Here is a 19,859-nt window from a genome sequence, read left to right on the forward strand (position 1 = left end):
CGTGCCCGGTCAGTTGCAGACACGGCACGATGTTGCCGCGGAAGAGCGTCACCCGCTGGAGGATGCGATAGCCGGCGATGCCGTTGTCCAGCCTCCCGGGCCCGATAGCTTTCGCCCGCGTGATGTCAGGGCTCAGAACGGCATACGGCCACGGGCCTGACGTCCGGCGGTACCGCTGCGGCCCACCGCCCGCGAGCTGGAGCTGAACGACTTGCTCAGCAGGCGGCCCAGGATGCCGGGCGCCTTCGATCCGGCACGTGAGCCGGCTCCGAGGCCGCGCTGGGCTCCGTTTTGCGGGTGCCGCGACAGACGCGGCAGCAGGAAGGCCAGCACGGCCAGGACTACACAAGCTGCGATCACGATGCCGATGACCATCTCAGTCTCCAAATACTCTGCGGCGTGCAGGTCCACTGCGCTTTCGCTCAACCGACTGCCCCGTCAACCGTTGGCCACACCGCTCACGCTGGGGCGTGCGGTCGCGTGCCTCCGTCATGCAGGGCCGGCGTCAACACCCTTCCGCTCCGAGCCTCGGTGCCGGTTGGCCCCGAATTTCGCCGTTGGCCCCGTGAAGTCCGGACTGCCGTGACCCTCCGCGGACTTCGCCTCGCTTGCGCTGTGGCGGACAGTCCGCCGCAGAACTGGCTGACACCGTGCTCGCGGCAGCCGACGTGCAGACTACGGCGGGGCGGTCATCCAGCGGCCGGTGACCACTCATGGCGGCTGTGGCGTACGGCGGGAGGCACAGGGTCGCGTCGGCGTGCAGCAGCATGTGCAGCTCTTCCATGTCGTAGCGGGAGAAGGCCGTCGCGCGTCAACCCAGGGATCACTCAGCCGCCGGAGAACGGTCTCCGCCGGCATCACGTACGGGGTTGAAGGGCCCGGACGGTAACCTCCGGGCCCCCACCGGGCGCCTGTCACCCGTATGGCCCTACTCGCGGGTCATGGAGGTACACGTCATGCGCAAGATGGCCTGTAGGGCTTTGGACGACATGTCCGGTCGCCCGGTCGGTGCGTCCGCGCCGGCACGGATGGCACGACGGTAGGGAAAGCAGGAGGCGGCGCCATGTTCTTCTTCTACGACAAGCACACGGGAGCTGCCGGGACGGGCAAGCTCGACGCCGACGGTGAGTACGTCAACCTGAAGGACTTCCCGGCCGGACAGTTCGGCACGTGGACGCACGTCGTGCCCGGTGGCGGCCAGCTCTTCTTCTACAGCAGGAACACGCGAGCCGCCGGGACGGGCAAGCTCAGTGCCGGGGGTGACTACGCCAACCTGAGAGACTTTCCGGCCGGACAGTTCGGGGACTGGACGCACATCGTGCCCGACGGCGTCCAGGTCTTCTTCTACAGCAGGGACACACGAGCCGCCGCTTCGGGCGAGCTCACCGCGGGAGGCGACTACGTCCACCGGAAGCACTTCCCCGCCGGACAGTTCGGGGACTGGACCCACATCCTCTGGGTCGGCGGCGACTTCTTCGCCCGCTTCTTCTTCTACAGCAGGGACACGCGGGCTGCCGGATCGGGCGAACTCGACGACGGCGGCGGCTACGTCAACTTGAAGGACTTCCCGGCCGGACAATTCGGAAACTGGACGCACATCGCCTTCGACGAAGGTGCCTCCAAGCTCTTCTTCTACAGCAGGGACACACGGGCTGCCGGATCGGGCAAGCTCGACGCCGACGGCAACTACGTCCACCTGAAGAGCTTCCCGGCCGGACAGTTCGGGAGCTGGACCCACATCGTGCCGACCCGCCGCAGGCTATTCTTCTACAACAGGGACACACGGGCCGCCGCATCGGGCGAACTCGACGCCGACGGCAACTACGTCCACCTGAAACACTTTCCGGCCGGACAATTCGGAGACTGGACCCACATCGGTGTGACCCAGGAGGGCACTCCCTGACGGAGTGCCCGCCGGACCGCGGCCAGAGCGCTCGCCCCGTCCGGCCCGAACCCGACACGGGGCGTCGTCCATTCGCCGCCGGCCCGGCCGGTACGAGCACCCTGGTGGTGCTGCTCGACCGCTGTCCGGTCATCTCATTCGGCCGTGACCCACATGGTGTGTACGCCTCGATTGCTAGGGTCGCGATCATGGATCTTGCGCCTCCAATCCCCCTTGCCGAGTGGACGACTTCCAACGCCGCGTCGCTGGACACCTCCCGCGCCGGTGCCCCGAATGACGATCTGGCGCCGTTGGGTCGTCTCATCGGCGCCGCACGCGTTGTGGCGCTGGGCGAAAGCTCCCATCAGATACGCGAGTACGGGCTTTTACGTGACCGCATACTGCGCTACTTGGTCCAGGAGCACGGGTTCACTGTCTACGCAGTGGAACTCGGGACCACCTCAGGCCGGGCTGTAGATGCGTGGACGCGGGGCGGTGACGGAGATCTCGATGCCCTTCTCACTCCCCATGCCGGCGGTTACCCGGGCCAGTCGGCGGAAGGCCGCGATACTCTGCGGTGGCTGCGCGCTCATAACGCCGGAACGACGCGCCCAGTACGTTTCGCCGGACTCGACATACCTGCGGCCGGTGGCTCGCTGGCACCCGTCCTTGAACCAGTAGCCCGGTATCTGGCCGACATCGACCCCCGCGCAGTCCGCTACGCCCGGACCGCTCTTGAACTTTCAGAGCCACTTGCGGGAGGGTCGGGCCTCGTTGCGGCCCGGGCCCGTCTCGACCTGGACCCTGCGGTTCAGGACCAGCTTTCGAGCGCGCTGAGTCAACTGCTCAACCGGATCACGGTGATGCGCGAGATCTACATCGACTCCGCGGGACCCACCGTGTACGAGGACGTGCTCTCGGACGTCTGGGCGGCCTGGCGCACAGACCAGATGCAGCGTGCGATGGCCGGGCTGTTCAGCGGGAAGCCCGATGCCGCCGACCTCTCCGCCCGCGACCGCTACCTCGCCGACAGTCTCCTGGGGTTGCTCGACCGGTCCGCCCCCGACACCCGCATCGTGATCGCCGCCCACAATGCCCACATCCAGCGCACGGCCAACCCTGTGGGTACTCCCCTGCCTCGCGTCCCGATGGGGCACTCCCTCGCCCGGCAGTTGGGAGCGAACTACGTTTCAGTGGCGATGACCAGCGGCGGTGGTCGGACTGTGCAGAACGTGCCTGATCCAGCGCACCCCGCCGGAATGCGCCAGTGCGCGACTGACGCCCCCGCGGCAACTGCCGACAGTGTGGAGGCGCTGTTCGCAGGCGTGCAAGCAACCTCCGCCATGGTCGACACCCGAGCCCTGCGTTCACATGCACGACAGCACAACCTGCCGGAGCCTACTCGGCTCCGCATGGACGACGGCTTCCTGCCTGTGTCGGCACTGGACGCCCATGACGCTGTGGTCTGCGTTCGGCGCACGACGCTCAGTGCGGACGTTACGGGGTAGGCCAGCCTCATTGTGCGCGCTGGGGCCGGCAGATGAGGATGCCCAGCGGTGACGCCGGCTGGAGCCTCTTCCTTCGCGGGCGACCCGGAGTGTGGCGCCCGCGGGCGACCCGGAGTGTGGCGCCCGCGGGCGACCCGGAGTGTGGCGCCCGCGGGCGACCCGGAGTGTGGCGCCCGCGGGCGACCTGGAGTGTCGCCCCGCGGACGCGTACCCCCCGACGCGGGTGGTTGTAGCCGTACCTCTTGTCGCCATGGAGCTTGCCGGGCTTGTGCCGCCGTCGGCCGCGGGCACCGAGTTCGTCGAGGACCATGCGGTGGGGCTGCGCCCCTATCCGGCAACCGAGCCGGAGCTCCCTGAAGAGGTGAGGAATGCGGTTGTTCCGCGGCCGGGCCAAGCGATGTCGTCAACGGCGAGGAACGGCTCGTCGGCCACGGCCATGGGGGTCGCCCCCGTGAACGCCATGACGTCCCGATGCAGGTGGGACTGGTCGGCATAGCCAGTGTCGGCGGCGACTTGGGCCGCAGCTTCACCCGCCACCAGGCGGTGGGCGGCATGGTCGAAGCGGACCAGCTTCACGGCGCGCTTGGGCGGTACACCGAGCTGAGACCGGAACCGGGACCAGAGCCGCTTACGGCTCCACCCGACCTCGGCGGCGAGTTCGTCGACTCGGGTCAGGCCACGGCTGACGACGATCCGGCGCCAGGCCCAGGCCACCTCCGGGTGCACAGGCGGCCGCGCCCCATGTCGGCGGGCGAGCAGCGCGTCCGTCAACGCGAAGCGGTCCTGCCATGAGGAGACATCGCCGAGTTGCTCGCGGATCCGTGACGCCTCCCGACCCCACAGGTCGCCCAGTGACACGACAGCCCCGGCGAGGTCGGCGGGCGAGGCGCCCAGAATCGCGCCTGCGATCACCGGGGACAGGCGTACCTGCACGCACTCGACGTTCTCTCCCTGCGCCCGGACCGCGCCCGCGGACCCGAGCCCGGGCCCGGCGACGAGGCTTCCCCGCTGCTGCCCTCCTGCCGCACAGTCAAGGACGGGCGAACCGGCGCCGAACTCCAGAAGCAGTGTCACGGCCGGGTGCGGGACTATCCGGAGCGCCTCCAGGTCACGGACACGGAACCCGGCCATGGTGACACCGGCCACCCGACTGGGCTGTCGCGGGCACTCGACGTCCCACAGCGCCGCCCCGTGAACGAAGGTTCGCACCCCCCCATGCTACGTGAGCCGGCCGAGGGAACATTCGTCCAATCCACCTGCGTGTGCCGACGGAGACAGTGGGCTCATGACTGTTTCTGACGGCGGTACGTACGTGAACGGCGGCGCCGACGCCACCGGGTGTTCAACACTGTCGCTGGACGGCTGCGACATCTTCGTATGTCAGGACGGCCCGCGCGACGCCCCCGCACTCCTGCTCGTCCACGGGTCCGCTTCCTCGTCACGCTCGTGGGACCCGATGGTCCCGCTGCTGACCGGATCTCACCGAGTCATCCGGATCGACCTGCTCGGACACGGCCGGTCGGCCAAACCGGCCGGCCGCGGCTACGCGCTACTGGACCAGGCACGTCGGGCCGGCCTGGCGTTGGACCACCTCGGCGTCGAGCGCGCCGTGGTCGTCGGTCATTCCAGCGGCGGCGCGGTCGCCACCGCGCTCGCCGAACATCGGCCCGACCTGGTGACCGCGCTCGCGCTGGTCAACACCGGACCCAGCCTTGACGCCCTCATCGCACCGGCCTCCGCCGCAACCGGCCCCTCGCAGTGGCCGCCGACCGACGACCAGCTCAGGCGCTTCGCGGACACGGGCGTCAGTCGCGCCGGATATCGGATCCCGGAAGAGCTCCTGGACGACGTGCGCGGTATGACCCACCACACGTTCACCACGACGATGCGGGCCACCCGTTCCTACCTGGAGCAGCGGGCGCTGCCGGATCGGCTGCGGGTCCTCGGCAAGCCGCTACTGGTGATCTTCGGGGAGGACGACCGCAGATGGCGATCCTCGTCCGCCTGCGATTACCGCGCCGTTCCGGGCGCGAAGGTGGAGTTCCTGCCTGGCCTCGGCCACTCGCCCCTGCTCGAGGATCCGCCGCGCACCGCCACCCCCCTCCTGGCTTTCACCGCGATCCACGCCGCCCGGGGCGACTGAATGAACAGGAGAGGTGCGATGCGTGTTCTCATCTCCGGCGCCAGCGTCGCCGGTCCGGTGCTGGCCTACTGGCTCAGCAGGCACGGCTTCTCCGTGACCGTCGTCGAGCGCGCGTCGGCTCTGCGTAGGACCGGCGGGCACGCGGTCGACCTGTTTAGGCCCGCGATGAACATCTCGGAGAAGATGGGCGTGCTCCCGCGAGTCGAGGAGCGGGCCACCGGCACGAACCGGATGACCGTTTATCGGGAGGGCTCACAGGGTCCCGTCCGGGCGGATCTCTCCAAGATCTTCAGCGCCGCCTACGACCGGCACGTCGAGATCATGCGCGACGACCTGAGCGAGATCTACTACGACGCCGCACGCGACGACGTCGAGTACATTTTCGGCGACTCGATCACCGCGATTTCGCCCGACGGCGAGGTGCGGTTCGAACACGCCGCGCCGCGCCGCTTCGACCTCGTCGTCGGCGCGGACGGCCTGCATTCCAATGTGCGCCGCCTCGTATTCGATGACGAGTCCCGCTTCAACGTCTTCATCGGGGCCTATTTCGGGGTGCTGACCCTGCCGCAGGTCTCCGACCTCGACCGAGAGCTCGTCATCCACGTCGGCGTCGGCCGCACCGCCGGCATGTACGGCGCGCGGCACCTTGGCGACGCCCGGGCCTTGTTCCTGTTCCGGAGTGCGCGCGAACTCGATTACGACCACCGCGACATACGCATGCAGAAGGAACTGCTGCGCGATGCTTTCACCGGCATGCACGCCCACGTTGACCGCTGGCTGGACGAGCTCGACGGTACCCCGGCGTTCTATTTCGACTCCATCACCCAGCTCCGCAGGGACTCCTGGTCGCAGGGAAGGGTGACGCTCGTCGGTGACGCGGGCTACTGTGCCGGTCCGGTCGTCGGCGGCAGCACCACCCTGGCCGTCGTCGGCGCATACGTCCTCGCCGGAGAGCTGGCACGGGCGGGCGGCGACCATGAGCGCGCCTTCCCCGCCTACGAGCGCGTGATGGCGGAGCAGGTGCGCGGCAGCCGCGCGGTCGCGCTGAGCGCGGCGAAGACACTGATCCCCACGTCCCGCCTCGGTGTGTGGGGACTGGCTCAGGGCGCCCGCCTGATCTCCGCCCTGCCCGCGGGCCCCGGCCGCACCCTCGTTCGCCTCACCACCAGGAGCGCACGCCTCTACGACTCGGTGACCGTCGACGACTACCCGCCGCCGCCCGCCGCATCAGGAGGTCAGGGCGACCCCGCGGGCAGCCCCGGCGGCGGCCTCGAAAGGACGTAAGGAGAACTCGCCGCCCTGTCGCCCTGTCCCCCTGGCGCCTGGCCGGCTCCCGTGCTCGGCCCTTGCCGGTGAGGCCGAGGCGCGACCTCGGCCTCGCGTCAGTGCCGCGGGCTCCGCGTAGGTGTGGAACGGCGTCTCACGCCACGCCTCTGCGCTGTGCAGCCGCTGGTCGAGTCACCAGCCCTTCTTCCCCGGTGACACTGGCGCAGGCGCACGTCGAGCGGCTTCACAGGGGGTTGTCGCTGAGCCAGGCCAGGACCTGGTCGGCGTGCTTGTCCGGCGGGAAGACCGGGTAGAAGACGTGCTCGATCAAGTTGTCCCTGATGATCAGCGTGAGCCGCCGGTAGAGCGTCATGCCGCCGGTGGTGAACGTGGGCAGTTCCAGTGCCCTGGCCAGGATCCGTGCGCGGTCGGACAGCATCTGGAACGGCAGATGGAGCCGCTCGATGAGCTCACGCTGGTAGTCGCTGTCCTGGCTGGAGAGCCCGTACACCTGAGCCGCACCGGCCGCGAGCAGGTTCTGGTGGTGGTCGCGGAAGCCGCACGTCTCGGCGGTGCAGCCACGGGCGCCGGGGATGGAGTCCCAGCCCTCGGGCAGATCGGTGTCGGGGCGGCCCGTCAGCGGGTAGATGTAGAGCACGGTGCGACCTGCGCCCAGCGCGTCAAGACTGACCGTCGCACCGTCCGTGGCCCGGAGTTGCAGATGCGGCATTCTCATGCCGGGCAGGTGTTCAGCGGCGCCGTCGTCCTCCGGAACGGGCAGGTCGGCAGGCAGGCTCGTGTAGTCGGTCATCGGTTCTTCTCCTTCGGCACTCGGTGAGAGGCGGATGCCGCGGTGGGCGGCCTCGTGCAGGCGCGCCACCAGCACCGCTCGGCGGGCGGTGAGGCCCTCGATCCGCTGCGTGAGCTCGTCGATGGCGTCCCGGTACCCGGCCAGCGCGGCCGGGCAGTCGTCCACCTGCCGGTGCCCCAGGGCCAGGCATTCCAGAAACGGCCGTGTCCCCTCGACAGGGATACCGAGGCGGCCCAGTGCCCGGATCTCCTGCGTGAGCCGTACGTCGTGTTCGTCGTAGTCCCGGTAGCCGTTGGTCAGTCGCACCGGCGCGAGCAGCCCCAGTGATTCGTAGTAGCGCACCGCCTTGGTCGTCACACCCGCTCGCCGTGCCAGCTCACCTATCCGCATGCCTCTCACCTCGAGGAACGTTAAACCTTGCCCTTGAGGGCAAGGTCAAGCGCTCCGCGGGGATGCCTGCACGAACCGCAGGCGAAGACGGCCGCCGGATCTGGTTCGGACACCCTCACTGCGCCTATGAGGCCCGCCACGGCCTCAACGGCAGCATGCTCTTCGGCGGCGGCCCGTGCCAGAGCGTCGCCTTCGGATCGTCATACCGCCTCACCGGGCCACCGCGGCCAGTGGGGTGCTGGGCTCGTCCGGTTCCGCGTTGCGCCGTCGGGCCGCGCGGCGGAGACTTCCTGGAGGGAGTGCGACGACGGTGGAGGCCAGCGGGTGACAGCCCGGAGAGGGGCTGAGCCATGGGCGATTACGTGGATCTTCCCGGTGTCAGGACCTGGTACGAAACCGACGGAAGCGGCGACCCCCTTCTCCTGTTGCACGGCGGGTTCTGCACCATCGAGACCTGGGGTGCCCAGCGGGCGGACCTCGCCGCCGCATACCGCGTGTTCCTTCCGGAACGTCGTGCGCACGGGCGCACTCCGGATGTCCCGGGGCAGTTGTCGTACGAGGACATGGCCGACGACACGGTCGACTTCCTGGAAGCGGTCGTACGCGCCCCGGCCCATTTGGTCGGCTGGAGTGACGGGGGCATCGTGGCGCTGATCGTGGCCGCCGCCCGGCCGGACCTGGTCCGCAAGGTGGTGGCGATCGGGGCCAACTTCCGTCCCGCCGGTGAGGCGTTCGTCGAACCGGCGATGCCCGACGCGATGGCCCATGGCAGCGACGAGCTGGAGATGTTCCGTGCGATGTACGAGCCGGTGAGTCCGGACGGCGCCGAGCACTGGCCGGTCGTCACCATGAAGATCCTCGACATGTGGCGCAGCCAGCCGGCTCTGACGCCCGGGGATCTGGGGCGGATCACGGCACCGACGCTGGTGATGGTCGGCGACGACGACATGGTGACGCTGGAGCACACGATCGCGCTCTACAGGGCCGTTTCCGGCTCGCAGCTTGCCGTCGTCCCGGGCGCCTCGCATCTCGCCCCGCTGGAGAAGCCGACGCTCGTGAACCGGCTGATCCTCGATCACCTCGGGCAGGATGCGGCGGAGACGATGATGCCCATCCGGCGGGCGGGCGCCACGGGCCCCGGTCTCGACGCCCCGGCGAGCTGAGAGGCGAAGGCCTCCGCCTGTGGTGGAGGTGTCGGATCCCCGCGCGACTTCGGCTGGTCTACTCGCCCCCGGGCGCTGAACTCCTGCGAGCCTTGGGACCGCAGAGGGGAGGCTCGCGACCGGGAAGGCTCATACCCTGGGCGACCGTGGCCCGCAGTTCCCGCACCAAGGCGCGCACGACAGCGGACCCGGCCAGTTCTGAGGTGGTGACATAGCCGATCTGGCGGGTCGGGCGCGTGGGGCCGAGATCAGTGATCCTGAGCGAACTCGGCGCTTCGGCCAAGGAGAGCGCGGGCATGATCGCCATTCCGTGACCTCCACGCACCAAGGAGAGGACCGCTCCGTCGTCCTCGGCCTCGACGGTCGCCTCCGGGATCCAGTCCTGTGCGGCCCACCAGTCTCGGGTGTACGAGCCACAATTTTCGGCCCAGTCGACCAGCGGCAACGAGCGCGGGGCGGCGTGACCCGCCGCGTGCACCAGGGCGTACGGCTCCTCGAAGAGTCCGTTCGCGACGAGACCCGGTGGCAGCGGCACGGAGCCGCCCAGCGTGGCGATGGCTATGTCGGCCTTCCCGTCGGCCACTTCGCCCGCGGTGCCGCGCCCCACATCGCGGACGATCCGCACCCGCGGCCCGATCCCGGGATGCCGTGCGCTCAGCCGCTCGAGGACGGGCGGCAGCAGGTGGAGAGCGGCGCTGCGGAAGGCAGCGATCCGCAGCGGCCCCTCCACCGCGTCGGACCGGGCCGCACCGCGCGCCTCGGCGGTCATCAGGCCCAGCAGACGCAGGATGCGGCGTGCGTGCCCCACGGCCCTGTGCCCGGCGGGGGTGGGGCGGGCGCCGGTACGGCCGCGTTCGAAGAGCACCGCACCGATCTTGCGCTCGCTGCCGCGAACCGAGTGGGACACCGCGGACTGAGTCAGACCGAGTGTCTCGGCCGCGGCCGAGAAGCCGCCCGTGTCCGCGACCGCCACGAGGACGCGCAGTTCGCGCGGGGCGAGATCGGAGTCGATCGTGCGGTTCACGGGGCGCTCACCTCAACGTATGAGAACTGCTCATGGAACGGTGTGTCGCATGAGCCCAACCGGCTGCCCACGAGGCGCATTCCCGCCCTACGGTCCGGTCATGACCGAGACCGCGCTCACCGTGCACCTGACCGCCCGCCCTCATGGCTTTCCCAGCGCCGCGCACTTCGCCTTCGTCGAGTCCCCCATTCCCAGCCCGGCAGCCGGCAGCGCGCTGGTGAAAAACCTCTACTGGTCCGTCGACCCCTATCACCGCGAGATGATGGACGACGTGCCCGGCGGCTTCGCGCTCGACGCACCGCTGGAAGGCCGGACCATCGGGCGGGTCGTCGCCTCGCGCACGCCTCGCCTGACGGAGGGCGAGATCGTGTTCCACCGGCAGGGCTGGCGCACACACGCGGTGGTCACGCCCGATGAGATCCGGCGTCTGCCTCGCTTCGACGGGGTGCCCCTGACCGCGTACTTGAGCATCCTCGGCGGCACCGGCCTGACCGCCTATGTGGGCCTCACCCGCATCGCCCGGCTGAAGGAGGGCGAGGACCTGTTCGTGTCGGCCGCCGCGGGCGGGGTCGGCACGGCGACCGGGCGGTTCGCCAGGCTGCTCGGTGCCGGACGGCTCGTGGGCAGCGCGGGCTCGGCGGCGAAGGCCGAGCACCTCACGCGGGAGGTCGGCTATGACGCCGTCTTCGACTACCACGACGGGCCCGCCGCCGACCTGCTGGGCAAGGCCGCACCGACCGGCATAGATGTTTTCGTCGACAACGTCGGGGGCGAGCAGCTGGCCGCGGCGGTGGGAGCGCTGCGTGCGTTCGGGCGCATCGTTCGCATCGGCACGATCAGCCAGTACAACACCCCCGACGCACCGCCGCCGCGCTTCAACCACGCGGACGTCGTGGAGAAGAGCGTCCGCATGGAGGGGTTCCTGGTCAGCAACTATCGCGACGTGCAGGAGGAGTTGTACGAGTTCGCGGTGCCGCATCTGCAGAGCGGCGCGCTCGCGTTGGACGAGACGGTGGTTGACGGGTTCGAGCACATCGTGGACGCGTTCCTGGGAATGCTGCGCGGCCGGAACACCGGCAAGATCGTCGTGCGGGACCGCATGCGAGTCCCCTCCCCCAGCTGACACTCGAGTTGTCGCCTTCCAGTGGGCCCGTCAGGCGAAGGCATAGGCCACCAGCGTGTCCTCGGCGACCCCCTTCATCTCGTGGCTGCGACGAGGCGGTGCCGCGGGGCCGCCGGTGGCGCGGGGCTGTCGCCGACTTGGTAGGAACACACAATCTCGCCCGCTGAGGGATAGCCACGGGTGGCTCACCGCGTCGTGGTGGTCGTACAGAAGGGGAGGGTCGATGGAGGCCTCGAGTCACGATGACTACCGGGAGTTCGTAGCGATGCGCTCCACCGCGCTGCTGCGGCTCGCGGTGCTGCTCACCGGCGGGGACAGGCACGCTGCGGAGGATCTGCTGCAGATCGCGCTGATGAAGGCTTACGGGCGTTGGGCGCGCATCGAACAGCCCGAGGCGTATGTCCGCCAGATCATGTACCGCCAGCAGGTCAACCGCTGGCGGCTGCGCCGACACCACGCCGAGACCACCGTGCCGGTGCTGCCGGAGTCCGGCGGGGAGGCGGGCGCCGGGTCGGACCCGGAGCTGCGGATCGCGTTGTGGGCGGCGCTCGGCCGTCTGTCGAAGCGCCAGCGCGCCGTTGTCGTGCTGCGCTACTTCGAGGATTTGCCGGAAGCGGAGGTCGCGGCGCTGCTGGGATGCCCGGTCGGCACGGTGCGCAGCACGGCACACCGGTCGCTCGCGAAGCTCAGGGCGCTCGTACCGGAGCTCGAACCCGGAGGGCCCGCGGAACAGCAACCGCCGCTCAGCTTCACGTCGAAGGGGATCCAGGCATGACGACAGAGCAGGTTGAGGAGAAGGTCCGGGAGACGCTGCGCGCGGTTGCCCTGGACCAGGTGCGGGCGCCGGGAGACCTGGCACAGCAGGTTGTACGGCGGCGCAGTCGGCGTCGTTTCGCGCAGGTCGCGGGGGCTGCGGTGGCCGTAGCCGCGATCGCTGCGGGGGCGATGCTGGGCCTTGGGGACGGCGGTGTGGGCGAACAGGGCCGGCCCGTGCAGCCGGCGGCGTCGCCGGATGGCTGGCACCCGTGGCGGAGCGGCGTGGCGGGCGCCGGCGAGCGGGGCTGTCTCGTGGACGGTGCCGCACTGTACTGCAGCGGGTCCGCATACGACGTTGCGAAGATCGACGCCAACACCGGCGAGCGGCTGTGGACCGTCAAGGTGAATCGCGAAGGTGATGGGAACGATCACCCGTTCGCCGTGCGCGACGGTGTGGTGTACGCCTACCGCAACCACACCGCGAAGAACCAGCCGAACGGGGACTACGCCGGCGGCACCGAGCTGGTGGCGGTGGACGCCGACACCGGCAAGCGGCTGTGGGCCATCGAGATGCCGCAGGACGACCGCACCGGCCAGGCCGCCATGCTCATCGACGGCGCGGTATGGGCGAATACCCCGTCCGTGCGTACGATGTCGGCCCTCGATCCGCGGACCGGTGCGGAGAAGTGGCACCACACCTGGGCCAAGGGCGTCGTCTGTCAGCGGGCCGTGCTGAGCGGTGTGCCGTACCTCCTGTGCACACAGGACACCGAGGAAGTACACGACACGGACGTCTTCCGTCTCGATCCCGCCACCGGAAAGGCCCACAGGATCACGACCCTCTCCGGCAGGCAGCAGCTGGTCGGGACCTCGGGAGACCGGATGGTCCTGGCCCAAGCCGCGGACACGGCAGGCGACAACTTCCAGCTGACCACCTTCAGCGGCTCCGGGAAACGGACCTCACTGCCCCGTCAGGTCAAGGGCCAAGTGGCCAACTGGACCGTCGCCGGTGACCGGCTGATCTCCATGTCCTGGAATGGCAAGGCTGCCGCCTACTCGCTGACCACCGGACAGACTCTGTGGACCGGCCCGGTGGGCGTGGCGATGCCCGACAAGAACACGATGGTGTCCATCGCGTCTCCCGTGGTGTCGGCGAGGCAGTCAATCGTGTACTTCCTCGGCCCGGCCGGGGACCTGTCCGGGCTTGACCTGCGCACCGGTAGGCAGCTCTGGCACGGTCACATCGACACCGGCAAGCCGAAGCAAGGCTTCACGGACGCGCCTCAACTCCTGGCCTACGAAGATGTGCTGATCGCCAGGAACGGCAGCGAGATCGTCTCCTTCCTGCCCCGGATCGGCGACTGACACGAGAGGCGATCAGGCCGGGGCGACACCGTCGCCCCGGCCAACGGCGCCTGACTTACCACCACCGCCGGACATCTTCCGGCGGGCCTCCTGTCGCGGTCCGCAGAAGGAGGAGCCTGACGTCCGTGCGGGAGCCTCCGCCTGATGACCGGCGGAGGACTCCCGTAACGGTGATTCGTGTGAGGCGCCTTCAGCGGAGCGGGACCACGTTCTCCGCCTGGAGGCCCTTGGGCCCTTGAGTGACTTCGTACTCGACCGCCGCGCCCTCGGCCAGCTCCCTGAAGCCGCTCGTCTGAATGGCGGAGAAGTGGACGAACACGTCCGGGCCGCCGTCGTCCTGCTGAATGAAGCCGAACCCCTTCTCGGCGTTGAACCACTTCACGGTGCCAGTTGCCATCAGTGCTGATCCTTCTCAACGTTCCACGCGGGCCGCCTGCGCAGCCGCCCCGATCATGCCCGGCCGATCACGCATCGCACGTCGGGCGCGCCCAACGTGGGCAAGAGACGAGATGCAGAAAGTGGCTCTGCCTCATGGCGTGAGCCCGCTGGGGCGGTGGGCCGGGAGAGCAGTACCGCCAAATTCCGGCGGCATCGTCGGGCTGACCGCCCGCCGAGCCGGGGCGGGCCATCGGGACAGAAGGGCAGTGGGTCGGTGATGCGGACCACCTCAGGACTCGAACGAGTCCTTCGTTCTGGGCATCGGAGAGCGTCCGACACCGCACGGACGGGGCGCCACTCGACCGCGCCGAAGCCCTGGCCGAGCAGGGTCGACAGTGATCACTGAGTTGCCAGGAGTAGCAGGTACCCGCCGATCGGGGCCGCGCCCACCACCGCGGGGACGAGCTTGGGCACTCCGTCGCCCTTGCGCACATGGGTGGTCACAGCACCGGCGAGCAGAACCAGCAGCCCGATACCGGCCAGCACTCCGCACCAGCGGTACGTCCGGGCCGAGGGCGACGCCGACGGCTCCTGCCAGCTCCGACGCTCCGATGACCCGGTAGGCCGCGGTGGTGAAGCCGGCGTGGGCGGCCAGCTCGCGCATCGGCCCCAGAGCCGCAATCTTGGCCACGCCCAGCAGGGCGAAGACCAATGCCATGAGGCAGGTCAGTGCGGCGAAGAGGCTCGTGAGGCGTCCTTGACGGTGTGCGGGTGACGGGCCTGGCGGCGTTCGGCGCCCAGAGTCGCGAAGTAGGCGATCAGGCCCGGGTCGTCGACCGCCGAGGGATTGATGATGTGCTCGGCGGGGGCACCCTGAAGGAGGCGCTTGACCGGGACCTCGAGCTTCTTGCCGGTCTTCGTGTGCGGGATGGCCGGTACGGCGAGGATCTCGTCGGGGACGTGGCGGGGTGAGGCGCCGGCGCGGATCGCGTCGCGGATCCGGTCGCGCAGGGAGTCGTCCAGGGTGACGTCGGGGCGGGGACGACGAACAGCGGCATCCAGTAGCCGCCGTCGAGTCCCTCCGCGCCGATGACGAGGGCCTCGGTGACCTCGGGGAGGCGTTCGACGATGTCGTGGATGTCGGCGCTGCCCAGGCGGACACCGTTGCGGTCCTCCTGGTGCCATCCACGGATCCGGTCCCAGGAGTATTGCTGCTCCACCAGGTATCCGACGCCGTGGTCCCAGCGGTAGTCCACGGAGGAGGCTCCTGGTCTGACGGTCTGATGGCCGTATCCCTGTCAGCTCTCCTGCGGCACGGCCATCTCACCGAGGCGTGACCAGTCGTCCTGGGGGACGGTCACGTTCACGATGCGGGGCGTCTCGGCGAGGTGACGCGGCAGTGTCTCGCAGGCCGTCCGGAAGTGGTCGGAGCCGACGTGCGCTGCGCCGGCCTCGTCGTCGCGGAACGCCTCGGTCAGGACATACTCCGTCGGATCGTCGACGCTACGGGACCACTCGAACCACAGGCAGCCCGGTTCGGCGCGGGTCGCCCGGGTGAACTCCCCGGAGATGTCGGGCCAGGCATCCGCGTACTCGGCCAGGACTCGGAACTTGGCGGTAATGAAGATCATCGATGCTCCTCGCAGACGGTGTGTGGGCCCGGTGGTCCGGGCCCTGCCGGTGTTCCCGCTCAGGGGACGAGGATCGCGCGTCCCCGGACCCGGCCTGCGTCCAGGTCGGTGAGGGCGTCCTGGAAGCGGTCGAGCGGATAGGGGGTGGTGTGCAGGCGGACCCGCCCCTGGGCGGCGAGCACCATCAGCTCGCACAGGTCGTTGTAGGAGCCGACGAGGTTGCCGATGAAGTTGATCTCATTGGAGATGATGTCGATGGTCGGCACGTCGATGTTCTCGCCGTACCCGACCACGTGGTAGTCGCCCGCGCGGCGCCGCATGCGCACCCCGTCCTTGGTGGCACCGCCCGCGCCGACGAAGTCGATCACCACCTCCGCTCCCCCGCGGCCGGTCAGCTCCAGCACCTGCTCGACTTGGCCCCCGTCGGCGACGACGCCGTGGTCGGCGCCGATGGAGCCGGCCAGTTTCACCGCGTCGGGGTTGCGGTCGACTACCACGATCTCGGCGGCCGTCAGGGCTTTGAGTACCTGCACGCCGATGTGCCCGAGCCCGCCGGCGCCGATGACCACGCAACGGTCGCCGGGCCTCAGCTTCCAGGCCGCCTTGGCCACGGCGTGATACGCCGTGAGTCCGGCGTCGGCCAGGGCCGCGACATCGGCCGGCTCCAGGGAGTCGTCGATGCGGACCACGCTGCGGGCGGAGGTCTTCAGGTACTCGGCGTAGCCGCCGTCCGTGTCGATGCCGGGGAAGCGGCTCTGCTCGCAGTGGACGTCGTCTCCGGACCGACAGGCCCGGCACAGCCCGCAGGTGATCAGCGGGTGGACGATGACCTTGTCGCCCTCGGCGACATTGGTGACGGCGCTGCCGACCGCGGGCACCCAGCCGGCGTTCTCGTGCCCGATCGTGTAGGGCAGCGCCACCCCGGACTTCTCCGCCCAATGCCCTTTCAGTATGTGCAGGTCGGTCCGGCACACGCCGGCGCCGCCGATCCTGACGACCACGTCGTACGGACCGGTGACCGAGGGTTCCGGAACGTCGGTCATCTCGGGATTGCGGCCGTAGCCGACGACCTGGACTGCTTTCACGAGGCCTTCTCCCTGGGAAGCGTGGCGGGCCGCGGATCCGTGGCCCGGGGGGACTGGTCGGCCGCGGACTCCGGGTAGCGGGTCCGCAGCAGGCCGCGGCAGAAGTGGGCGTTGCCCTCGATCGAGATGCGGATCGCGCGGGCGTACCGCAGCCGCAGCGGAACCTCGCCCGGCGGGAAGGGGCGCCCGTGATCGTCGACGAGGACGGGCTCCGAGGCTGCCGTGCCCAGTCCGAGCGCCTCGCGGCGGCGCAGCAGCGCGCGGGTCGCGGCGGTGTCGGGCAGATCGCCGGGCACCACGGCGTGCAGCTTCTCTTCGGTGAGCGCGGGGTCCTGCCGCAGCAGCGCGGTGAGGGCCCGCTCCATAGCCGCGGCGTGGGCCTTGCGCCGGAAGACGAGCCGCAGCTCTTCCAGGCTCTCCTCCGCCTCGGCGCCGAACGTGCCCCGGTACCCGGCGTCGGCTGCCAGGCCGCGGTTGATCAGGTCGGAGTCGTGGTGGTCGTCGAGCAGGACCGTGACCGGGCCGGCGTCCGGCAGGGCGGCCAGGACGTCCTTGGCGTCGGAGGCCATGAGGTAGGCGAAGTTCGGGGAGCAGAAGCAGGTCGGCAGCCGCAGGTGAACCGTCAAGCCCGCGGTCGGGGCCGGCCTCGACGGAGCGGACGAAGCCGAGATCGGTGATGGGTTCGTCCAACTCGGGGTCGAGGACCGCGTCCAGCGCCTGCCTGGCCCGCTGCTCCAGCGTTCCGGTGGGCATGTCACGTCTCCGTGGGCTGCGCCGCGACGGAGGCGGCCCCGGCCGGGCCCGACGCCTCGCTCGCGGCCGGCCCCGGGGCGGTGTCCGCGACCTCGGCGGGCACCGGGATGCCGTACATGGCCGCCGCGTTCAGGCCGAGGATCTTCTTCTTCTGCGCGACCGTGATCGGCGGGTACTCGTCCTGCATGTCCTCGGGGATCTGGAAGGCGACGAAGCGTTCGATCAGCCACCGGGGCGTCCACAGCGCGTAGTCGTTTGAGAACTGGATGCGGTTCTCGTCCAGCCAGTACAGCAACTCTCCGATGATCTGCGCGAAGTAGCGCGGGCGGGTGTGGATGAACGGCATGGCGACCGCGAGTCCCGCGTGAACGTTGGGCTCCTGGGTGGCGATCCAGCAGAAGTCCTCCAGCCGGGGCAGCCCGCAGTACTCGACGACGAAGTTCAGCTTCCAGCTTGTAGCCGCGCGAGTCGCCGTGTCACTCAGCGGTGTAGAGCTTGGCCCCCTTGAGCTGGAACCGGTCGGCGTCCCGACGTAGCTGGTCCAGGCCCCGCTCCTCGTACCGGGGGTCCCAGCAGTGGTTGTAGGTCAGCTTGTCGGGATGCTGCTGGGCCAGCGCGAAAGCCTCCTCCGTCTGCCCGAAGCCGTTGCGGTAGAAAGCGCTGAGCAGCGCGGGCTGGAAGATCGCGTGGTCCACGTACCCGTCGACGAAGAGGTCCTTCATCAGCCGCTGCCCGCCGTAGTAGAGGCGACCGGGCGCGAGGAGCGGCGAACGCCCCCTACGAGTGCAGTAAGGCGATCTCCTAGGTCACGGTCCATTCCCCGATCATCGGGTCCCGTGCCGGCCCCGGTCGAGGCCCGGTGGAAGGACACGGCCCCTGGTCGTCGGCGGTGAGCCGGGGACCAGGGGCCTTCGCGGTGGTGGGGCGGAATGTCAGCCCTGGCGGGCCTTGAAGCGGGGGTCCTTCTTGTTGATGACGAAGGTCACGCCCCGTCGGCGCACCACTTGGGCGCCGGGCCTGGTCTTCAGCGAGCGCAAGGACTTGCGCACCTTCATGAGGGTCTCCTATCGAAGATCGAACGGGCCCGCAGTCAGACGCGGGCCGCGGTGGCACGGCCTTAGCGCCACTCGAAGCGCCGCACGCGGCCCGATGTGTCCATGACGCGCGCGACGCCCGGTGCAGAACGGTTGGCTCGCCGACGAGATCACGACGTCGACGTAGGTCGCGGAAGACGACGGGGGCTGGAGACCGGGCGGATGCCGGGCCTCATGGAATGTCCCTCCTTGGGAACCTCCGTCGCCGGGCGCTGAGGCTGGTGTCAGCGCTCCTCGCGGAACGGGACGTGCTTGCCGATCACGGGGTCGTACTTGCGCAGGACCAGCCGGTCGGGATCGTTCAGACGGTTCTTGCGGGTCACGTGGACGGCTCCGGTACCGGCCGTCGACCTCAGCGTGACGACGGGCCGCACGGTACTGCGTGCCATGAGGGCCTCCTTCCCCTGGTCTCACACCCCGAGTCGATTGACTCGACCATGCCAGACAGCCCTGTCAACCACAGCGCCCGGCAGCGCATTCCCGGTGCTCAGCGCCCTCAACAAGATCATGCCCTCACCGACGGAGACGCGCGCCACGGGAAGCGGCGAACTCGAGGTGAGGGTCGTCCCCGGCGATTCCAAGGGATGCCTGCGGAGGGTGTGGGGTGGGCGGCTGCCGAAGCCACCGCGAGACGGCCAGGCGGCGGGCTGCCGGCCCTGGTTGTCGAGGTGGCAGCGGGCGGTCAGGCGTCAGGGTCGACTTCGGGGTGCGTGAACCGCACGGGCTTGCCCAGCGACCGGGCGTAGGCGAGTTCGGCTCGAGTGCTGTCTCCGATGTAGTCGCCGACTACGAGCACCTCATCAGCGAGCCGGATCTTCGCCCGGTGCAGATCGTCGAGTCGAACCTTCAGCGTCTCGGCCTCAACAGGATCGGACCAGAGTTCGTGCGGCGACTTCATGTCACAGCCCGGTTTGACGACGATCTTTCCGGCTTTGGTCTCCCGCAGATCGGCCTCGTTCATCTCGGTCATGAAGCGGGTGGAGCCGCAGATCACGACGATACGCGGGAGGCTCAACAGCTTCTTCGCGTCGGCGAGCTTCTCGAGCAGTTGCGTGTATGACACTGGTTGCTCCTGGGGGTGTGGTCCAAGGGGTGCCTGCGGAGACGAGAACGAGGGTGTCCAAGATCGTTTTGTGACGAACGACGTGGACACCCTCGCGACAGCACTCTAAGCGCCGACAGCCGACATGCTTAGGGAGCGCCCCGACCGGGCGCCGTGGTGCCCACCGGTCGGCTAGTCGTCAGCCCTCAGCATGCCCGTGGCCGGTGACACTCCATGTCGGTGTGACCCGTGAGTATCACGAATAGGTGGCGGCACCGCACATACTTTGGGAAGCCGAAAGCTCCACAGGGATGCCCGGCCAGGTCCACCCGCCTCTACGATCCGCAGGGTACGGCCCCTGCCGGGGATCGCCGCTCAGCCGCAGAGGCCGGTCCCGGCTCCGCAAGGCGCACGGGTCACGCCAAGGGCGGCCCATTCAGCCAGA

The 19,859-nt window shown here is 69.5% G+C and carries 21 protein-coding genes and 3 pseudogenes; 8 read left to right on the forward strand and 16 right to left on the reverse strand.

Features of this window, described 5'->3' with window-relative positions; translation table 11 throughout:
• Positions 1-132: 132 nt before the first annotated feature.
• Entirely contained in the window at positions 133-375 is a 243-nt protein-coding gene (locus ACZ6B1_RS31160; RefSeq protein WP_390057666.1) for a DUF6411 family protein, read from the reverse strand.
• 688 nt (positions 376-1,063) lie between these two features.
• Here ACZ6B1_RS31160 and ACZ6B1_RS31165 point away from each other — a divergent pair.
• Positions 1,064-1,903: a hypothetical protein gene (locus ACZ6B1_RS31165; RefSeq protein WP_468783836.1), complete on the forward strand. Its 840-nt coding sequence runs from the start codon at positions 1,064-1,066 to the stop codon at positions 1,901-1,903.
• 104 nt (positions 1,904-2,007) lie between these two features.
• Complete coding sequence (locus ACZ6B1_RS31170) at positions 2,008-3,390, forward strand: erythromycin esterase family protein (protein ID WP_468783838.1); 1,383 nt, start codon at positions 2,008-2,010, stop codon at positions 3,388-3,390.
• A gap of 327 nt (positions 3,391-3,717) precedes the next feature.
• Here the strand turns inward: ACZ6B1_RS31170 and ACZ6B1_RS31175 are convergent, their stop codons facing one another.
• Complete coding sequence (locus tag ACZ6B1_RS31175; RefSeq protein WP_468783840.1) at positions 3,718-4,599, reverse strand: helix-turn-helix domain-containing protein; 882 nt, start codon at positions 4,597-4,599, stop codon at positions 3,718-3,720.
• Positions 4,600-4,675: 76 nt separating this feature from the next.
• Between ACZ6B1_RS31175 and ACZ6B1_RS31180 the strand changes: the two genes are divergently transcribed.
• Complete coding sequence (locus ACZ6B1_RS31180; RefSeq protein WP_468783842.1) at positions 4,676-5,533, forward strand: alpha/beta fold hydrolase; 858 nt, start codon at positions 4,676-4,678, stop codon at positions 5,531-5,533.
• Between the two features lie 18 nt (positions 5,534-5,551).
• Complete coding sequence (locus tag ACZ6B1_RS31185; RefSeq protein WP_468783844.1) at positions 5,552-6,817, forward strand: FAD-dependent monooxygenase; 1,266 nt, start codon at positions 5,552-5,554, stop codon at positions 6,815-6,817.
• Positions 6,818-7,043: 226 nt separating this feature from the next.
• Here the strand turns inward: ACZ6B1_RS31185 and ACZ6B1_RS31190 are convergent, their stop codons facing one another.
• The gene (locus tag ACZ6B1_RS31190; protein WP_468783846.1) at positions 7,044-8,000 is read right to left on the reverse strand and encodes a redoxin family protein; all 957 of its coding nucleotides are present in this window, start codon (positions 7,998-8,000) and stop codon (positions 7,044-7,046) included.
• Between the two features lie 350 nt (positions 8,001-8,350).
• Between ACZ6B1_RS31190 and ACZ6B1_RS31195 the strand changes: the two genes are divergently transcribed.
• Positions 8,351-9,163: an alpha/beta fold hydrolase gene (locus ACZ6B1_RS31195; protein WP_468783848.1), complete on the forward strand. Its 813-nt coding sequence runs from the start codon at positions 8,351-8,353 to the stop codon at positions 9,161-9,163.
• Positions 9,164-9,221: 58 nt separating this feature from the next.
• Here ACZ6B1_RS31195 and ACZ6B1_RS31200 read toward each other — a convergent pair whose 3' ends face one another.
• Positions 9,222-10,187, reverse strand: a complete 966-nt coding sequence (locus ACZ6B1_RS31200; RefSeq protein WP_468783850.1) for a LysR family transcriptional regulator — start codon at positions 10,185-10,187, stop codon at positions 9,222-9,224.
• Positions 10,188-10,287: 100 nt separating this feature from the next.
• Between ACZ6B1_RS31200 and ACZ6B1_RS31205 the strand changes: the two genes are divergently transcribed.
• The 3 genes from ACZ6B1_RS31205 (at position 10,288) to ACZ6B1_RS31215 (ending at position 13,431) form a co-directional block, all read left to right on the forward strand.
• Entirely contained in the window at positions 10,288-11,310 is a 1,023-nt protein-coding gene (locus tag ACZ6B1_RS31205; RefSeq protein WP_468783852.1) for an NADP-dependent oxidoreductase, read from the forward strand.
• A gap of 223 nt (positions 11,311-11,533) precedes the next feature.
• A complete protein-coding gene (locus ACZ6B1_RS31210) occupies positions 11,534-12,085 on the forward strand; it encodes a SigE family RNA polymerase sigma factor (protein ID WP_468783854.1) in 552 nt (183 codons plus the stop codon).
• Positions 12,082-13,431 (forward strand): outer membrane protein assembly factor BamB family protein, encoded by a 1,350-nt coding sequence (locus tag ACZ6B1_RS31215; protein ID WP_468783856.1) that lies wholly within the window; start codon positions 12,082-12,084, stop codon positions 13,429-13,431. The genes ACZ6B1_RS31210 and ACZ6B1_RS31215 overlap by 4 nt, the downstream gene beginning before the upstream one ends.
• 190 nt (positions 13,432-13,621) lie before the next feature.
• Here ACZ6B1_RS31215 and ACZ6B1_RS31220 read toward each other — a convergent pair whose 3' ends face one another.
• The 12 genes and pseudogenes from ACZ6B1_RS31220 to ACZ6B1_RS31275 all read right to left on the reverse strand — a co-directional run bounded on the left by ACZ6B1_RS31220 (position 13,622) and on the right by ACZ6B1_RS31275 (position 19,435).
• Positions 13,622-13,828, reverse strand: a complete 207-nt coding sequence (locus tag ACZ6B1_RS31220) for a cold-shock protein (protein ID WP_468783857.1) — start codon at positions 13,826-13,828, stop codon at positions 13,622-13,624.
• 380 nt (positions 13,829-14,208) lie between these two features.
• Positions 14,209-14,361, reverse strand: a pseudogene (locus tag ACZ6B1_RS31225) (DoxX family protein); the annotation flags it as partial.
• 28 nt (positions 14,362-14,389) lie between these two features.
• Positions 14,390-14,527, reverse strand: a pseudogene (locus tag ACZ6B1_RS31230) (DoxX family protein); the annotation flags it as partial.
• An 8-nt stretch (positions 14,528-14,535) separates the two neighbouring features.
• Positions 14,536-14,981, reverse strand: a pseudogene (locus tag ACZ6B1_RS31235) (AMP-binding enzyme); the annotation flags it as partial.
• Between the two features lie 126 nt (positions 14,982-15,107).
• Positions 15,108-15,440: a putative quinol monooxygenase gene (locus ACZ6B1_RS31240; RefSeq protein WP_468783859.1), complete on the reverse strand. Its 333-nt coding sequence runs from the start codon at positions 15,438-15,440 to the stop codon at positions 15,108-15,110.
• A 59-nt stretch (positions 15,441-15,499) separates the two neighbouring features.
• Positions 15,500-16,525, reverse strand: a complete 1,026-nt coding sequence (locus ACZ6B1_RS31245; RefSeq protein ID WP_468783861.1) for an NAD(P)-dependent alcohol dehydrogenase — start codon at positions 16,523-16,525, stop codon at positions 15,500-15,502.
• Positions 16,522-17,151, reverse strand: coding sequence for a metal-sulfur cluster biosynthetic enzyme (locus tag ACZ6B1_RS31250; RefSeq protein WP_468783863.1), 630 nt, complete (start codon positions 17,149-17,151; stop codon positions 16,522-16,524). Before ACZ6B1_RS31250 ends, ACZ6B1_RS31245 begins: the two co-directional genes overlap by 4 nt.
• A 128-nt stretch (positions 17,152-17,279) precedes the next feature.
• Positions 17,280-17,762, reverse strand: a complete 483-nt coding sequence (locus tag ACZ6B1_RS31255) for an amidohydrolase family protein (protein WP_468783913.1) — start codon at positions 17,760-17,762, stop codon at positions 17,280-17,282.
• Positions 17,755-18,000, reverse strand: coding sequence for an amidohydrolase family protein (locus ACZ6B1_RS31260; protein WP_468783865.1), 246 nt, complete (start codon positions 17,998-18,000; stop codon positions 17,755-17,757). The genes ACZ6B1_RS31255 and ACZ6B1_RS31260 overlap by 8 nt, the downstream gene beginning before the upstream one ends.
• Positions 18,001-18,210: 210 nt before the next feature.
• Positions 18,211-18,333: a type B 50S ribosomal protein L36 gene (gene ykgO / locus ACZ6B1_RS31265; RefSeq protein WP_210926655.1), complete on the reverse strand. Its 123-nt coding sequence runs from the start codon at positions 18,331-18,333 to the stop codon at positions 18,211-18,213.
• A 263-nt stretch (positions 18,334-18,596) separates the two neighbouring features.
• Positions 18,597-18,761 carry a 50S ribosomal protein L33 gene (gene rpmG, locus ACZ6B1_RS31270; protein WP_199213295.1) on the reverse strand — a complete coding sequence of 55 codons (165 nt, stop codon included), beginning with the start codon at positions 18,759-18,761 and terminating at the stop codon, positions 18,597-18,599.
• Positions 18,762-19,054: 293 nt separating this feature from the next.
• Positions 19,055-19,435, reverse strand: coding sequence for a hypothetical protein (locus tag ACZ6B1_RS31275; RefSeq protein ID WP_468783868.1), 381 nt, complete (start codon positions 19,433-19,435; stop codon positions 19,055-19,057).
• Positions 19,436-19,859 lie beyond the last annotated feature (424 nt).

It is taken from the genome of Streptomyces sp. NPDC041129, from assembly GCF_055592265.1.

Bases quoted from the DNA above. Each gene is read 5' to 3' on its own strand.
- ACZ6B1_RS31240 (WP_468783859.1), bottom strand. From the start codon at position 15,440: ATGATCTTCATTACCGCCAAGTTCCGAGTCCTGGCCGAGTACGCGGAT.
- ACZ6B1_RS31165 (WP_468783836.1), top strand. From the start codon at position 1,064: ATGTTCTTCTTCTACGACAAGCACACGGGAGCTGCCGGGACGGGCAAG.
- ACZ6B1_RS31160 (WP_390057666.1), bottom strand. From the start codon at position 375: ATGGTCATCGGCATCGTGATCGCAGCTTGTGTAGTCCTGGCCGTGCTG.
- ACZ6B1_RS31195 (WP_468783848.1), top strand. From the start codon at position 8,351: ATGGGCGATTACGTGGATCTTCCCGGTGTCAGGACCTGGTACGAAACC.
- ACZ6B1_RS31260 (WP_468783865.1), bottom strand. From the start codon at position 18,000: ATGAAGGACCTCTTCGTCGACGGGTACGTGGACCACGCGATCTTCCAG.
- rpmG (WP_199213295.1), bottom strand. From the start codon at position 18,761: ATGGCACGCAGTACCGTGCGGCCCGTCGTCACGCTGAGGTCGACGGCC.
- ACZ6B1_RS31185 (WP_468783844.1), top strand. From the start codon at position 5,552: ATGCGTGTTCTCATCTCCGGCGCCAGCGTCGCCGGTCCGGTGCTGGCC.
- ACZ6B1_RS31190 (WP_468783846.1), bottom strand. From the start codon at position 8,000: ATGCGGATAGGTGAGCTGGCACGGCGAGCGGGTGTGACGACCAAGGCG.
- ACZ6B1_RS31215 (WP_468783856.1), top strand. From the start codon at position 12,082: ATGACGACAGAGCAGGTTGAGGAGAAGGTCCGGGAGACGCTGCGCGCG.
- ACZ6B1_RS31180 (WP_468783842.1), top strand. From the start codon at position 4,676: ATGACTGTTTCTGACGGCGGTACGTACGTGAACGGCGGCGCCGACGCC.
- ACZ6B1_RS31220 (WP_468783857.1), bottom strand. From the start codon at position 13,828: ATGGCAACTGGCACCGTGAAGTGGTTCAACGCCGAGAAGGGGTTCGGC.
- ACZ6B1_RS31205 (WP_468783852.1), top strand. From the start codon at position 10,288: ATGACCGAGACCGCGCTCACCGTGCACCTGACCGCCCGCCCTCATGGC.
- ACZ6B1_RS31210 (WP_468783854.1), top strand. From the start codon at position 11,534: ATGGAGGCCTCGAGTCACGATGACTACCGGGAGTTCGTAGCGATGCGC.
- ykgO (WP_210926655.1), bottom strand. From the start codon at position 18,333: ATGAAGGTGCGCAAGTCCTTGCGCTCGCTGAAGACCAGGCCCGGCGCC.